The 15,159-nt window shown below is 57.8% G+C and carries 13 protein-coding genes and 1 pseudogene; 9 read left to right on the top strand and 5 right to left on the bottom strand.

Features of this window, described 5'->3' with window-relative positions:
- Window positions 1-169 precede the first annotated feature (169 nt).
- The 6 genes from IB244_RS24290 (at window position 170) to IB244_RS24315 (ending at window position 6,624) form a co-directional block, all read left to right on the top strand.
- Window positions 170-1,657, top strand: coding sequence for a mechanosensitive ion channel family protein (locus tag IB244_RS24290; RefSeq protein WP_029792321.1), 1,488 nt, complete (start codon window positions 170-172; stop codon window positions 1,655-1,657).
- Window positions 1,658-1,931: 274 nt separating this feature from the next.
- A complete protein-coding gene (locus tag IB244_RS24295) occupies window positions 1,932-2,342 on the top strand; it encodes a cupin domain-containing protein (protein WP_029792320.1) in 411 nt (136 codons plus the stop codon).
- A gap of 107 nt (window positions 2,343-2,449) precedes the next feature.
- On the top strand, window positions 2,450-3,208 hold the full coding sequence (locus IB244_RS24300) for an SDR family oxidoreductase (protein WP_018854939.1): 759 nt from the start codon (window positions 2,450-2,452) through the stop codon (window positions 3,206-3,208).
- 73 nt (window positions 3,209-3,281) lie between these two features.
- Window positions 3,282-4,445, top strand: coding sequence for an HlyD family secretion protein (locus IB244_RS24305; protein WP_029792319.1), 1,164 nt, complete (start codon window positions 3,282-3,284; stop codon window positions 4,443-4,445).
- 60 nt (window positions 4,446-4,505) lie between these two features.
- Window positions 4,506-6,110 (top strand): MDR family MFS transporter, encoded by a 1,605-nt coding sequence (locus IB244_RS24310; protein WP_192241966.1) that lies wholly within the window; start codon window positions 4,506-4,508, stop codon window positions 6,108-6,110.
- Window positions 6,111-6,186: 76 nt separating this feature from the next.
- Window positions 6,187-6,624: a hypothetical protein gene (locus IB244_RS24315; protein WP_029792748.1), complete on the top strand. Its 438-nt coding sequence runs from the start codon at window positions 6,187-6,189 to the stop codon at window positions 6,622-6,624.
- A gap of 33 nt (window positions 6,625-6,657) precedes the next feature.
- Here IB244_RS24315 and IB244_RS24320 read toward each other — a convergent pair whose 3' ends face one another.
- On the bottom strand, window positions 6,658-7,422 hold the full coding sequence (locus tag IB244_RS24320; protein ID WP_029792749.1) for an SDR family oxidoreductase: 765 nt from the start codon (window positions 7,420-7,422) through the stop codon (window positions 6,658-6,660).
- Between the two features lie 328 nt (window positions 7,423-7,750).
- On the opposite strand from IB244_RS24320, the gene IB244_RS24325 reads away from it, so the two are divergent.
- Window positions 7,751-8,389 (top strand): response regulator transcription factor, encoded by a 639-nt coding sequence (locus tag IB244_RS24325; RefSeq protein ID WP_018854944.1) that lies wholly within the window; start codon window positions 7,751-7,753, stop codon window positions 8,387-8,389.
- A gap of 56 nt (window positions 8,390-8,445) precedes the next feature.
- Here IB244_RS24325 and IB244_RS24330 read toward each other — a convergent pair whose 3' ends face one another.
- Window positions 8,446-9,087: a response regulator transcription factor gene (locus IB244_RS24330; protein WP_018854945.1), complete on the bottom strand. Its 642-nt coding sequence runs from the start codon at window positions 9,085-9,087 to the stop codon at window positions 8,446-8,448.
- Window positions 9,088-9,269: 182 nt separating this feature from the next.
- Between IB244_RS24330 and IB244_RS24335 the strand changes: the two are divergent.
- A pseudogene (locus tag IB244_RS24335) lies at window positions 9,270-9,623 on the top strand (adenylate/guanylate cyclase domain-containing protein); the annotation flags it as partial.
- Between the two features lie 168 nt (window positions 9,624-9,791).
- Here IB244_RS24335 and IB244_RS24340 read toward each other — a convergent pair.
- Window positions 9,792-11,369 (bottom strand): carboxylesterase/lipase family protein, encoded by a 1,578-nt coding sequence (locus tag IB244_RS24340; protein WP_210333079.1) that lies wholly within the window; start codon window positions 11,367-11,369, stop codon window positions 9,792-9,794.
- Between the two features lie 154 nt (window positions 11,370-11,523).
- A complete protein-coding gene (locus tag IB244_RS24345; RefSeq protein ID WP_112647943.1) occupies window positions 11,524-11,676 on the bottom strand; it encodes a hypothetical protein in 153 nt (50 codons plus the stop codon).
- A 226-nt stretch (window positions 11,677-11,902) separates the two neighbouring features.
- On the opposite strand from IB244_RS24345, the gene IB244_RS24350 reads away from it, so the two are divergent.
- Window positions 11,903-14,218 carry a PAS domain-containing sensor histidine kinase gene (locus tag IB244_RS24350; RefSeq protein ID WP_113470447.1) on the top strand — a complete coding sequence of 772 codons (2,316 nt, stop codon included), beginning with the start codon at window positions 11,903-11,905 and terminating at the stop codon, window positions 14,216-14,218.
- A 26-nt stretch (window positions 14,219-14,244) separates the two neighbouring features.
- On the opposite strand, the gene IB244_RS24355 is transcribed toward IB244_RS24350, so the two are convergent.
- On the bottom strand, window positions 14,245-14,610 hold the full coding sequence (locus IB244_RS24355) for a response regulator transcription factor (protein WP_113470446.1): 366 nt from the start codon (window positions 14,608-14,610) through the stop codon (window positions 14,245-14,247).
- Window positions 14,611-15,159: the final 549 nt, after the last annotated feature.

Genomic DNA, 15,159 nt, shown 5'->3' on the forward strand with positions numbered 1-15,159 from the left:
CTCAGCAAGACGCAAACGATGCGCCGTGGCATCGCCGTGAGGGTAAACCTTGGTGTAGTAGCCGCGCTCGCATCGTCGGCCTATGTTCGACTGTCGCGCTGAGCCGCCGCGTGACATGTGCGCCTCTAGATCGGCGCATGGGGTCAGAATTTTTCGTTGTGGGATCGTGATGGGTCATGAAGTTCACCTGCTGCCGCTGCTTATCAGTGTGATGGGGCTCGCTGGGATTGTCATTTGGCATATGCAGGGACAGGGACGCCCGACCCAGCGCCTGATCGTTCAGATCGCAGTCTTCCTGTCAATGACCGCCGTGCTTGCCTACGCTCGGATTGTGCCGTTCCGCTTCGACCCCGCGGACCTAAACGGCGCCAACGCGTTGATGGTATCGGCCAAGATTCTCTGGTGGGTCCATTTGTCGTGGGCCGTGATCGGCTTCGTTCGTATCTACATCGTCCTGGACGGGCGGCCACGAGAAGCGAGACTGATCCAGGATCTCATCGTCGCACTCGTCTATCTCGGGGTGCTGTTGTCAATCATGGCGTTTGTTTTCGGCGTGCCGATCGGAACGCTGCTGGCAACGTCTGGCGTCATCGCCATCATTCTCGGTCTTGCCCTACAGAGCACCTTGAGCGACGTATTTTCCGGCATCGCTCTCACGCTAGGCCGCCCCTATGTCATCGGAGACTTCATTTATCTGAGCGATGGCACCGAGGGACGTGTTGTCGCCACCAACTGGCGCTCGACTTACCTTTTGACAGGCGCTCATAACATCGTGGTGCTGCCCAATAGCGTCCTGGCCAAGCTGGGGCTGACGAATGTCAGCCGGCCGGACGAGAACCATCAAATCGACCTGTCGATACGGGTTGCCCCGACACACATGCCCCGAACCATTGTCGAGGTGATGCACACCGTGCTCGACAGCTGCAACCTCATCGTGAAGCAGCCACCCCCAAACGTCGTGCTTGCCGGCATTGACGGCAGCGCCGTGACTGTCGAACTGCAATTTCGCGTCACCAGCCCGGCGCAACGAGGTGCTGCGCGAACCGAAGTCATCGACCTCGTATATCGTCATTGCAAGGCGAACGGCCTGCAGTTGGCGCTCCCCCCGGAAAGCCCACTTGCAGGAGACTACCTTCGAAGCGCGCCGCGTCCCGCGACGCCCCCGGCGCAGAGCCTCATCGACGCTATTTCGATCTTCTCATTGCTGAGCCAGGAAGAGCGCGATGTCCTCGTCGCGTCTGCCAGCCGACGAACCTTTTCCCCGGGGGCTGAAATCGTCCGGGAAGGGGGGCGTCTTGCCAGCCTCATGATCGTACGTGCGGGCATCATCGCAATGAGGAAGGGTGACGAGGAAGTGGCGCGGTTGGCCCCCGGAGACTTTTTCGGAGAACAGGGATCACTCGCCGGTATGGCAGAGCAACATGGGCTCTATGCGGTAACGCGGGTCACCGTCTATGAGATCGACCAGACTGCTTTTGCGCCGCTGATGCGTGAACGACCGGAACTCGCCGAAGACCTCGCTGCCCATCTTGCTCATCGCGAAGGGCTCGGGGTGAATTCCGGGGTACCGACAATCCACAATGAGCGGCGCAGACTGGATTTGCTCAAAGGAATTCGGTCGATCTTTCGCGCGCACCGGGAACACCTGAACCCTTGAGGCTCGATCAAGGCGACCCCATCCCAACGGAAGCCTAAACTAGTCCAAATTGGTGTGTTTTTGACACCGCGGTCGGCACCCGCGCTGGCGTGCCCGGTCATGTTCGCTCTGCGGCAAGAGTCAGGCGGCCGATCCGATCGACCCAAACCGGCGCGGTCGGTTCGGCAAACCTTCGTATAGATTTGGCAAACCTTCGTATATCTATTGTGCCCAATGCCCGTCGCATAGGATCGGCTTCGGTCACAATCAATGACGTCAACGAAGGAGAATTGCCATGCGAAGGCTCGCAAGTGGCTTGCTTTGCGCAACGCTGATGGCTGTGCCTGCCGTAGCCGCGGATAAACCCCACAATGCCAAGGTCTCGATCGTATTCGACCACGTGCTTCCGAACGTACCCGGAAAAAGCGTGCGCGGCGTGCTCGTCGAATACGGTCCCGGCGGGTCCAATCCCTCGCACACGCACGCCAAAAGCGCCTTCATTTACGCCACCGTGATCGAAGGCAGCATCAAGAGCCAGGTCAACGATGGCCCGGTCAAGGTCTACAAGACCGGTGAAAACTGGATCGAAGTCTCCGGCGATCACCATAAAGTCAGCGCGAATGCGAGCAACACGAAGCCTGCGAAGATTCTTGCCGTATTCGTCGTCGACACGGCCGAGACGGAGCTGACGACCCCCGACAAGTAAGCAGTTACTGTGGGGCGGGAGGAGGCGACGGCAGTGCCGCCTGCTACTGCCTCAATCTCAAAACCTGAGATGTCCTCGGTGGATATCCAGTCTCAAAGGATAGAACCATGAAAATCGTCATCATCGGAGGCACGGGCCTCGTTGGAACGAAAGTTGCGGAGCGCCTGCGCAAGCAGGGACACGATGTAGTGCAGTCGTCCCCGTCGACCGGGGTCAACACACTCACAGGCGAGGGACTCGACGACGTACTTGCCGGCGCGAACGTCGTACTCGACGTCACCAACTCGCCGTCATTTGAGCCGAGCGCCGTTCTCTCGTTCTTCCAAACGTCAACAACAAACCTGCTCAAAGCAGAGCGCGCGGCAGGCGTCGACCACCACGTCGCGCTTTCCATCGTTGGCATCGAGAGATCGTCCGAGAACGGTTACTTCCGGGCCAAGGTTGCTCAGGAAGACCTCATCAAGAAGGGTGGCATCCCATACACCATCGTCCGCTCCACCCAGTTCCTCGAATTCCTGGGCGGGATTGCCGATAGCGCGACCGTCGATGGGACAGTCCACGTTTCGCACGGCGCGTTCCAGCCAATTGCTGCGGACGAGGTTGCAGGCTTCGTCGCTGAGGCCGCTGCTGGTGCTGCCGAGAACCGAACCATCGAAATCGCAGGGCCTGAGAAGAAGCCCCTGAGTGATTTCGTTAAGGGCTATCTCACCGCTATCGGCGACAAGCGAACGGTCGTCGTCGATCCCCAGGCCAGGTACTTCGGTTCGCTAGTCGATGACCAGTCCTTGGTTCCTCTCGGACCAGCCAAGCTTGGCAAGCTGGACGTCAAAACGTGGTTTGCACAACGTCCCCAGGCAGCTGCCTGACCAGATACGGCCTGGCGGCACCCCGCCGCCGGGCCTGCGTTTTTGAACGCGGGAGATTGCCAGGAGAAGGAAGATGGTCGAATTGCCTCGCCAGGATACCTTCGAGAAAGCCGCCGAGACTGACAGAGGAACCACCGATGGGACTCCTGTCGATACGTTGAAGCCGACAGTGCCCGCGAAGTCGAACAGGAGCCTCTGGAAGAGACGATCTCTCGCCTTGGTCCTGCTCGCAGGCGCGGCGTTTGGTGTTCGATACGGCCATTACTATTGGACAGCCGGGCGCTTCATCGAGTCTACCGACAACGCCTACGTGAAGGCCGACTACACGACCGTCGCCCCCAAAGTGGCCGGCTATATCAAGGACGTGCGGGTCAGCGACAATGACCCAGTCACAGCCGGTCAGGTTCTCGCAACAATCGATGATCGCGATTTCCAGATCGCTCTCAACTCGGCACGCGCAGACTTGCAAGGTGCGGAGGCCGCCATTGCCAACCTGGATGCGCAGATTGAACTTCAGGCATCCGTGATCGAGCAGGCGAGGGCCTCAGTCGATGTCTCGAAAGCATCCTATAACTTTGCAAAATCTGATGCGGCGCGAAATGCGCGGCTGACATCAAATGGGTCCGGTACTCTGTCGCGCGCCGAACAGAGCCAGTCCATATTGGATCAGGCGTCTGCAGCGGTAGAGCGCGATCAGGCCGCGTTTGTTGCCGCACAGAACAAAGTGCGAGTCCTTAGCACACAGCGCGACCAGATCGTAGCCCAGCGAGATCGAGCCGAGGCGGCCGTCCAGCAGGCCAAACTCAACCTTTCCTATACGAGCATTGTTGCAGCAGTCGACGGAACCGTTGGTGCGCGGTCGATCCGTGTTGGCCAGTTCGTCTCGTCCGGCACCCAGCTCATGGCGGTGGTTCCGCTCCATGCCGTGTATGTTGTCGCGAACTTCAAGGAAACCCAACTCACTTACGTTCGCCCCGGCCAAACCGTCGAGATCAGGGTCGACAGCTTTCCGGATCTTACGGTGAAGGGTCACGTCGACAGCATCTCGCCCGCCAGCGGCCTGGAATTTTCGTTGCTTCCACCCGACAACGCGACTGGAAACTTCACCAAGATCGTGCAGCGCATTCCGGTCAAGATCCTCATTGATGACGAGGGTATCGCCGGCAAGCTCCGGTCCGGAATGTCGGTGGAGCCTGAAGTGGATACCAAGGCCACCCGGATGTCGGAAGGAATATGAGGATCGGTGCTTCCATGGTCGTGATCGGCAGTCAATGGAAGCCCGAAGGAGTGAGGTCTCATGGCTACTCTTCTGATCCCTGCCAACAGCAATCAGCAGTTTGCGAAATCGGTCGAGCCCGCGCTGAGTGCTTTTCGGATGTGGTGCGCGGTGGTCGGCTCAACGCTCGGCGCGTTCATGGCCGTCCTGAACATTCAGATTGTCAACGCATCACTGGCAGACATCCAGGGAGCCATAGGAGCCGGGAAGGACGATGGAGGGTGGATATCGACCTCCTATCTGATCGCCGAGATTGTCGTTATTCCCCTCACGGGCTGGCTGGCGCGCGTCTTTTCTGTCCGCACCTATCTCCTAGTCAACGCCGCCCTGTTTCTGGTCTTCTCGGTTGCCTGTGCCTTTACCGCTAATCTGCAACAGATGATCGTGCTGCGCGCGATCCAGGGCTTTACCGGCGGCGTCCTCATCCCCATGGCATTCACCATCATCATCACGTTGTTGCCGAAACCCAAGCAACCGATGGGCCTCGCGCTGTTTGCGCTGTCGGCAACCTTTGCTCCCGCCATAGGACCGACGATCGGGGGCTACCTGACGGAGAACTACGGTTGGGAGTTCATCTTCTACGTCAATCTGGTCCCTGGATCGCTCATGATTGCGATGCTCTTCGTATCTCTGGAGCCCGCCCCGATGAATTTGGGTCTGCTTGCCAAGGGCGACTGGCCGGGCATCGTCACGATGGCCGTTGGATTAGCAGCCTTGCAGACGGTGCTCGAGGAAGGGAACAAGGAAGACTGGTTCGGGTCCGACTTCATCGTTCGGCTATCGGTCATTGCCGTGGTGTCGCTTACGCTTTTTCTCATCATCGAGATAAAGTCGGCTCACCCGCTTCTGAACCTGCGGCTTCTCCTGCTCCGCAATTTCGGTTTCGGTGTCGTTGCCAATTTTCTGCTGGGAATGGCACTCTACGGTTCGGCCTTCATTTTGCCGATCTATCTCTCACGGGTTCAAGGATACAATTCGGAGCAGATCGGGGTCGTTCTTGCCTGGACGGGCATACCTCAGCTTCTGCTCATCCCGCTTGTACCGCGGATGATGAAGGTCTTCGACGTCCGTTTGCTGATCGTCGTCGGATTCAGTCTCTTTGCGGCCTCGAACTTCATGAATGTCTATATGACCGCTGATTACGGGAGCGACCAGCTTTTCTGGCCGAATGTCGTGCGTGCGGTCGGACAGGCGCTCGTCTTCACTCCGCTTTCGGCGATTGCAACAGCGGGTATCGAAGAGCAGAACGCCGGTTCGGCGTCTGCGCTGTTCAACATGATGCGCAATCTCGGCGGCGCTGTCGGAATTGCTTCCCTGCAGACTTTCCTGACGAAGAGGGAGCAATTTCACTCCAACATTCTGACCAATGCGGTCAGCGCCTTTGAGGAGGCGACTCGTGATCGTGTCGCGCAGTTGACGGCCTATTTCATGAGCCACGGCGTCAGCGACCAAGCAATGGCGACACACAAGGCCGTTGTCGCGATCGCGCTCAGAATCAGGAAACAGGCCAACATCATGGCCTTCAGCGATACTTTCTTCCTGTTGGGGGTGGCGCTCGTCGTGGCCTTGCTTGCCTCGCTCCTGCTGAAGAAGCCCGTCCAGCTCTCCGAGGGTGGCGCGCACTGACTGCTACAGCCGACTGTGCAAGCTTGGAGCAATCTGAAGTTGCAACTTATCTTCCACATCACGTCGATATGGAGGAATGAAAAACGTGCGAGTAAATTCTGATAGTTCGATCTACAGCCTCATGATGCCAACGTCGCGTAAAGCACCGTCTGTTTCCGACGAAAAGCTGCAAGTTGTGTCGGCGCCCAAGGCCCCGGCCGTTCGTTCGGACGATCAACTCATCGATGATTTTTACGCGCGCCTGACCAAACAGCAACTCGATTGGGCCGACAGCAACAAGGACAGCACTGTCACTAAGCGCGAGTACATGGATTCACAGGCACGCCTTGCGAAGATCGACAATCGTGTGTTCGATCCTGCAACCGCTGAGCAGCATTGGAACAAGCTCGATCCCAGCGGCAAAGGATGGCTCAACGAAAGCGAGTTGCGCGAAGGTTACGAGAACCTCCTACCGGTCAGTGTCGGACATCTGGATGCGAACTACGCCGAGCGTCTCCGCACGAGGCAGGGGTAGCGTCCATCGAGACCGCGAATTTCCCATAATCTCTCACGCGACATCTTGCACGGACATGCTCGTGAACAGCCACTCGTGGAAGGAAAGCGTCCCTGTTGCGATCATGCGAGAGGGTAGAAGGCCGTCCTTCGAGAGGGCAACGCCGAAATAGCGGGCAGTAGGGTCGAGGACGACCGGACGGGGGTCTTCCGCGGCGGTAAGAAGCTCCTGCGCGATTTCCACCAGTTCAAAAGCTTCGGGGCCGCCGATCTCAACAATTGAGTTCGACGGCTTCGCGGTCGCCAAGTTGGTAATCGCGCCAGCCGCTTCGTCGGCAGCTATCGGTTGGACACGAACAGAAGGCACTCTCAGCGTTTCGTCCACGGCGCTTGCATCGACAATCCCATTGAAGAACTCGAACATCTGCGTCGAGCGTGCAATCGTGAATGGCAACCCGGAGGCTCGTATCAGGTTTTCCTGCACCAGCTTTGCGCGAAAATAATCGTTCTCCACCAGTCGATCGACAGCAACAACCGACAGCGCAAGGTAGTGTGTCACTCCGGAAGCTTTCGCGGCGGACAGAAGGTTGCCGCTTGTTTTCCTGAAGAAGTCGAGTGTATCGGTCTCTCCGAATGATCCGGTATTCGTCACGTCAATGACGACATCTGCTCCGGACAGTGCACGTTCCACGCCTTCACCCGTGTAGGCGTTGACGCCTGTGCTCGTAGAGGCTCTTGTGATGTCGAATCCATCGCGTTCAAGGATGCGAGCGATCTTGCATCCCATCATGCCGCTTGCGCCGATAACCGCGATCTTCATCTCATGCCCCTCGTAGTTTGCTGTCTCATTCGATCCGTCTCGATTTTTGGGGTGCTGTTAGATTCGGTTGTTGGTCGAAGAAGGTCAATGCAAACCAAGGTTTGGGGTGATCGGGCCGGCACTGTCGCCGGTCGTTGCGGCTCCCTAGGTCGCCCCCCCCGGGACGTAAACCAAGGTTTACCATCCCAGGATCTCTAACCCGTGATAAGTTGGCGGTGAGCACAATTCCGCGAGCGGCGAACCCATCACGAGAGGGGCGAGCGGGAACCGGCCCTTCAACATCGGGAGTGCGATTGGTGAGCGTTCGCCTTTTAGTCGAGGTGAGATCATGGAAAGCCTGACAACGAAGGCGGGTTTATCCGCCGAACCTATCGTTCACGTCATCGACGACGACAAGGAGATCCGGGAGTCTTTGCTCGATCTCTTCATGATCACGAACAGGCGCGCCTCTGCCTACTCCAGCGGTCCTGATTTCCTTAAGACTGTTGACACGACCGCGCCCGGCTGTGTCGTGGTCGACCTTCGAATGCCCGAAGGCAGCGGCTTGGATGTCCAAAGCGAACTCATCACCATGGGAAGCAGGATGCCCGTGATATTTCTGACCGGCCACGCGGACGTTCGGGCGAGCGTCAGAGCCATGAAGGCGGGAGCCACCGATTTCATCATGAAGCCATTCGTCAACCGGGATCTACTCGATGCCGTGGATCTCGCAATTCAACTGGATGGCGAAAGACGAAAGATTGAAGCCGAACAAGCTCATGTCCGGTCACTGGTCGACACGCTGACCCCGCGAGAGCATGAGGTCATGCTGGCCGTTGTCAGTGGGCTTATGAACAAACAGATCGCCTTTGAACTCGGGATCAGCGAGATGACTGTGAAGCTCCATCGGATGAGCGTGATGCGAAAGATGCAGGCTCGCTCTCTTGCCGACCTTGTTCGCAAAGTCGAGAAGCTCCAGATCCGTTGATCCGGCGGGTACGAAGCGACAACGCCGGAACACCCGCCAGCCTCCAGCGCAGAATACTAGTGGCTGAGATATTCGAACTGCCGAACCAACTCCGCCAGGGACGCCGCCCGCATCTTTTTCATGGCACGCCCACGATGGAGCTTCACCATGATTTCGCTGATGCCGAGTTCAAAGGCGATCTGCTTGTTCATCGACCCGCCCACGACGAGTCCGATGATCTGGACTTCGCGTGGGGTGAGGGTGGCAGCTCGCTCCAGTATTTCTTTGCGATACGCTCGCTGGGTCTGCCGCTCCCGATCGATCGTGAAGGCGGTTGTAATCGCCTCGACAACCTCATGTCGCTGCAACGGTTTTGGCAGAAAGTCCACAGCGCCCGCCTTCATGGCACTGACGCTCGTTGTCACGTCCCCGTGTGCCGTCATGAAGACCACGGGAAGGTCGTATCCACGCGTCTTCAGTTCCTTCTGGAATTCGATGCCATTCAGATCGGGTAGCCGCACGTCGAGCAGAATGCAGCCGCCTGCATCCTGCGAAGCGTGGCTGAAGAAATCGAGGGCCGCATCGAAGCCCAAGGCGTGAATTCCAAGCGACTCGAGCTGATCTATAAGTGAAATGCGAAATTGCTCGTCGTCTTCCACCACGTGGACGGTCTGCTGAACCAGAGGTTCGCCTGTCTGCATATGAGGAGCATTGGCCATGAACGTCCCCCGGACAGCTCATTTGCTCATGGCATATTAGCGATCGCAATTTTCGCAGGCAAGTAAGCGAACGTTGCATGACGAAGATCCGAACGCTTTCTGCACCGTGGCCTTGCTGGTCGGCTATCCGCTTGGAAACGGGAGGAACCGGAAATAGCAACAGGCCTGAACCTTCTGTTATAGACCTGCATGAGGTCTTCGAGCCAACGATCAGTGCCCATCACGGTCGCCTGGTCAAGCTCATGGGCGACGGTCTGTTGGTGGAATTCCATAGTGTCGTCGATGCCGTTCGCTGCGCCGCAGACATGCAGCACATTGAGGTTGAACGCAATGCGGACAGGCAACCCGATCGTCGACTTGAATTTCGCATGGCCATCAACCTTGGGGATGTGATTGTCGAAGGCGATGACATTCAGGGGGACGGGGTCAATATTGCCGATCGCCTGCAGGGGCTGGCGGAGCCGGGAGGAATTTGCATTGCCGCCAATGTGCACGAGCAGGCCAAGAACAAGCTCGACTTCGCTTTTCCAAGCATGTTGCGATGGCACTCGAAGCGAAGCCGGACTTTTCTGTCGCGGAACGGGGCAAGAGGCTGGCCTACAAATACGACGCCGATCGGCAACGTTTCCTTGACGGACTGCGCTGCGCCGGCCTCCCAGAATAGCATTTTGAGTAGGCGTTTCGTGCATTTAGGCGCCGCAGCCTCAGTTCTGCTCGTTCCAATATCTTTGCCAGAGGTCGAGCCTGGGCTTCAGCGGATCGGGCCCTACGATCGCGCCGTCGTTGGTGAAGTTGATGAGTTTATCGGTATTGGGGTCGTAGATGGGCCAATATGGCCGTGAGCCACCATTGGGATCGCCCTTTCTTGCAAAATCGACCCAATAGCCACTCGCAAGTGCGGCCATGGCCCAGTCGGCAGGCGTAACCTTGTCTTTCACCAATGCGGCTGGGATGTCGAACATATACGGAGTCTCAAAGCCGTGCGGAGTGCCTTTCCATTTCGGATCATCGCGCAGCGCCTCGGCGACATAGGAGAAGCGATACCACCAGGTCGGCTGACCTGCTCGGATCATCTCGTCAGCGAGATGGCGAGACGGCTCGACAATCGTCTTGTCTGCGAAAAGCTGCTGTCTGAGCTCTTCGAGCGTCTCTCGGTTCCCGGGATCATAAAGCGCGCGAGCCTCTGCCGCAGCCTTCCCGAATATCTGGAACAGGTCGTCTTTCGTCGCGGCCTGGCCGATACCAAGATCACGACTATTCGCTCCGACAATGACGGGCACTGGGGCTTGACGTCCTGCTGCGAAGGCCGCCTCGGGCGTTTCGAGCAAAAACTGTCCATCAAGGATAGGTCCTGAAATGCCGATGACCGGCTTGCTTGTCGACATTCCCGCCAGCGCCTCTGGTGCCGATGCACCCTCGGTCAGCTTTTCAGCAGGTAGCGCCCGGAGCGCTGCGAGAGCGCCGGAATCGGTGCCAGTGATTCCGAGAGAGTCGGCAAAGTCCAACGCGGCTTTCTCCCCTTGCTTCAGCGATGACAGCGGCAAGCTTTGGGCACGCGCCGTGGGAGCGCCCGGCGACTGCAAAATGGCTGCCTGGAAGAGCCCTCGCGACAAAGGCGACACCATGTGAGCCATCACCGAGCCGCCGCCTGCTGACTCTCCGAATATGGTCACCCTCTTCGGATCGCCGCCGAAGGCCTTGATGTTCTGTTGCACCCATTTCAATGCTGCAAGCTGGTCCATGTAACCATAGTTACCGACCGGTTCATCAGGAGATTCCTCTGTGAGCCCAGGATGAGCGAAGAAACCCAACCGTCCTAGGCGGTAGTTCATGCTGACGAACACAACTCTCTGCGCGGCGAGCTGGTCGCCGGGATACTGAAGGGTATTCCCGTGTACAAGAGCGCCGCCGTGTATCCAAACCATAACCGGAAGCGGTGTCCTGGAACGTTTGACTGGTGTCCAGATGTTGAGAGTCAAACAGTCTTCGGACTTTGGCAAATCATCGGCCTGCACGCATGAAGGACCGAAGCTCCGCGCTTCCCTGACGCCATTCCATTTCGACACCGGCGTTGGATTGCGCCATCGCAGATTACCAACAGGCGGAGCGGCGTAGGGTATACCTTTGAAGCTAATGACCGTGCCTATCGTCTCACCTCGCAGCATTCCGCTGTCGATTTGAACGGTATCGTCTGCAGCATCAGTTCTTGGTGCAAAGATCATCTGACACGTTGCGACCGCCAAAACGAGCAAGAATTTGCTACTGCGGTCTACGGGCACCATCCCCTCCAATCACCAGATTCTGACAGTCTGCAGGTAAAAATACTCCCCTCTGGCGACATCAAAAAGCGTTCATCCGCTCACGACAAATGCTGTGCGTAACGCACCCATTTCGCGTGCGTCGTGTCTGCGTGCATCTGATCGCGGACGCTTCACCTCAAACATGATGCTTGAAATATTGCACCTCGCGCTCGTGCTTCTCAGCCGCTTCGCGTGATTTGAACGTGCCGAGATTTTTGCGCTTGTGGGTCTTTGGATCGACCTTGCGTGAATAGAGCCGATACTCGCCGGATTTCAGCCTACGGATCACGACAGCCTCGTTCGTGGTAGTCCGTAAATTCCAAAAAGACTTGAAGGTTCCCGTTTGCTGCGGTGGCATGAGATGTCCCGCTTGCCGGCGTAACTCACACGTTGGGCGGGTGCGCGCGACCTCTTCAAACACTCGTGATCGGAACGCCACTCGGTTGGACTGAACCCTAAAGCGGGCGTAAAAAGCAGTGCGAGCAACTACAGTGCCGCTCAGGGGAGAGCAAACCATGGCGCCGGGCCTTGCTACAGCTGTTAATTCGCCCATGGGAGCCGCCAAGACCGTCGAGAAACTGTCAGGCAATGGCTGGGCTATGGATGCCAGCGGGAGGTGGACCTATCTGTCCCATGATCTGCAGCTCGCGCTCGCGAAGACCCCGGAAGACCTGAATGCGTGGTGGAGTGAGGGAGAGGGGGCCTGGAAGCAACTGGTTCACCCCGACGACTACGAACGTGTTGCCGGGGAGTGGCGGCATTGCCTTCGGTCAGGGTATCCGTTCGACAGTGAATTTCGCATCAGACGCAGGACCGGCTTTGGTTGGGTACGAAGCTCCGGTCGATCCATCCTGGACGACTCTGGCGACATCGTCGGCTGGTACGGGACCTCGCTAGATATCGATAGCGACCGAAAAACTGTCGACGCCTTGCATGACCGGGAGCTCGAACTCTCGCTGTTGGTGGATTCCGTACCGAGCCATCTTTGGCGGCTGACGCCCGAGGGAGAACCGAGCTTCTTCAACAAGAGAATGATCGACTATCTCGGCCGGGACGTCAGCGATATCCAGATACCTGGCCTCAGCCGACTGGACGCCATGATCGAGATGGCAATTCATCCGGAAGATGCGGAAGAGTTCGGTGGCGCGCTCAATCAGAGCCTGGTAACGGGCGAGAGCTTCTTCATGAGATATCGCCTGCGTCGCCATGACGGCGTTTACAGGTGGATGTCCAGCCGTGCGGAATCGGTGCGAGACCACGATGGCCGCATCGTCCAATGGTACGGCCTCTGTCACGATGTCAACGATCAGGTCACCACTGAGGAGGCGCTCAGGCGAAGCGAATGGCACCTGCAACGCTTGATCGATGCCTTGCCGGTCCACATCTGCAGTTGGACAGCCGCGGGAGAGCTTTCCTACGTAAGCAAGCGCTTTCTCGAAGAAGCCGGATTGTCGAAGGCGAGCTTTTCGGAGTTCGCGAAGGCCGCGCTGGACTTGATCCATCCGGACGACGTCGCGCAGGTTCGAGGTCAGGCTCTCCAATGCATTCAGAAGGGCGACGCATTCTCAATGAGATATCGCCGACGACGGAAAGACGGAACTTTTCGTTGGACGGCCGACAGGTTCGAGCCCCTGCGCGGTACTAACGGCACTATTGTTGAATGGTATGGCCTTTCAGTTGATGTCGATGAGGAGATGCGGATTCAACAGTCGCTGCGGGAGAGCGAGCACTCTCTTCATCAGCTGGTGGAGACACTGCCGGCACTCATCTACTGCCTGGCCCCTGATGGCAGGCCGATCTATCGCAGCCAGAAGCTGAGCGAATATCTGGGCTTCAGGATTGAGGAAGATGCAGAAACCGGTAAGAGCCTCCACGCCACCTTGGAAGCGATCATCCATCCCGAGGACCTCCCCGCCGTTAAGAGAAAATACAGCCAGTCGCTGCCGACAGGAAAGCCGTACGCGATGAGGCACCGAATGCGGCGGTTCGACGGAGAATATCGCTGGATGGAGACCCGGGCACTGGCGATGTACAATGCGGAAGGTGAAATCGTTCAATGGAACGGCGTGTGCCTCGACATCGACGATTGGCTTCGTGCGCAGGAGGAACTGCGACTAGCCCAGAGGAACCTTGCCAGGGCCAGCCAGGCGGCGAGCCTGGCTGAGCTCACCGCATCGATCGCGCACGAGATAGGTCAACCGCTCGCGGCGATGATCTCCAGTTCCGACGCGTGCCAGCGGTGGCTGAACGCAGAACCGCCGAATATGGAGCGAGCCCAGAAGGCGCTGGATCGTGTTGTGAGAAGTGCGAATACCGCGACGGACGTCGTGAACCGCATTCGGGCGCTTTTCAAGCATTCCGACGACTCACGTCGTGTCAACGCATTTGGTAACGTGGTTACCGAAGCGCGCGACTTGATGGCAGAAGAGGCACTGAGACGAGGCGTCCGGATAAACTCGCGTATCGACAGCGATCTTCCGCCGCTGTTCTTCGATCACATTCAAATCCAGCAGGTCCTCGTCAATCTTATCCGGAATGCGATGGAAGCGATGGATGCGGCTCCAGATCGCCGCCTCCTGCAGCTGCGCGTGCGCCGTGATGAAGACTGGGTTCACACGGAGATCGCCGACAATGGTCCGGGCATCGACAATCCTGACCGCATTTTCGAGCCGTTTTTTACGACAAAGGGGCAGGGGATGGGCATGGGGCTGGCGATCTGCAGGTCGATTCTCGAATCCCATGGCGGGAGAATCTGGGTCGAGAAAAATGATCCGAATGGCGCAAAATTCGTCTTCTCGCTACCGGTGAAAGCCGAGGCGGCCCGGGCATAATAGCCTTCCCAATGGGTTCCGATCGGTCAGACCGTGACCGCGGCTTCGATGGCTGAGCGGAGTTCGCCACCAGCAAATGGTTTGAAAAGACAGAGACCGGTGCGTTTTGCTTCTTTGATAAGCGCATCCTGAGCGTGACCGGTCATGAACACAACAGGTATGGTGATGTTCCGCCGTCGTAGCTCATTGCTGAGGTCGATCCCACTCATGCCAGGCATCGAAATATCGAGGACAAGACACTTCGTATCCGGGATTCGAGGGAATGCGAGGAACTCGGCGGCCGACGCGAATGTCACCACGGAATAGCCAGACACCTCCAGCAGATCGAGCAGCGATTCCCTCACTGCTTCGTCATCATCTATGATCGCAATTAGCGTCGGATGCATATTCATCGTTTTCTCATCAGCACAAACCTGGTCATTGTTCGCCGGGGCAGTCTTCCTTGCGGCTGCCTATGTCGTTTTGTCGAAGGATGAATGAGAACGTGGCGCCCCCAATCCGGCGTGACGTAGTGCGCCCGCTCAACCGGTCTGCGGCGCGGGGTGATCCGCTCGAGAACTGGTGCTCCCTAAATGGCGGCCCGTCGGGGTTTGGTGCGACCACGAGAGCCGAAGCACCATTCACGGCGCTCGCCCGGCGGCAAACGCGTTGGCTATCTACCCGCAGCTGGTCAACGAGGACGTCAATCGATCCTAAATGCGAGCAGGCTGAATCTCTGATTCTATCCAGGTCCAGCTGAACAGGATCGTTGTTTCGGTCAGAGGTCATTTGTGTTGTGGATGACATAGCTTCTCACGCTCTCGATTAGGTCGTATCATGAGCCTGAGGATACAACTCCCGTAAGGTTATGCGGACAGCGCGAAGGCAAAGAGCCTTTTGGCAACCCTGTTTGAAAGCACGCGCTTTTTCCGGACTTAGATTACGCCGATAGGTAGGCGCTC

The sequence above is a fragment of the Rhizobium sp. RHZ02 genome, assembly GCF_014851575.1.
Taxonomy (GTDB): domain Bacteria; phylum Pseudomonadota; class Alphaproteobacteria; order Rhizobiales; family Rhizobiaceae; genus Rhizobium; species Rhizobium altiplani.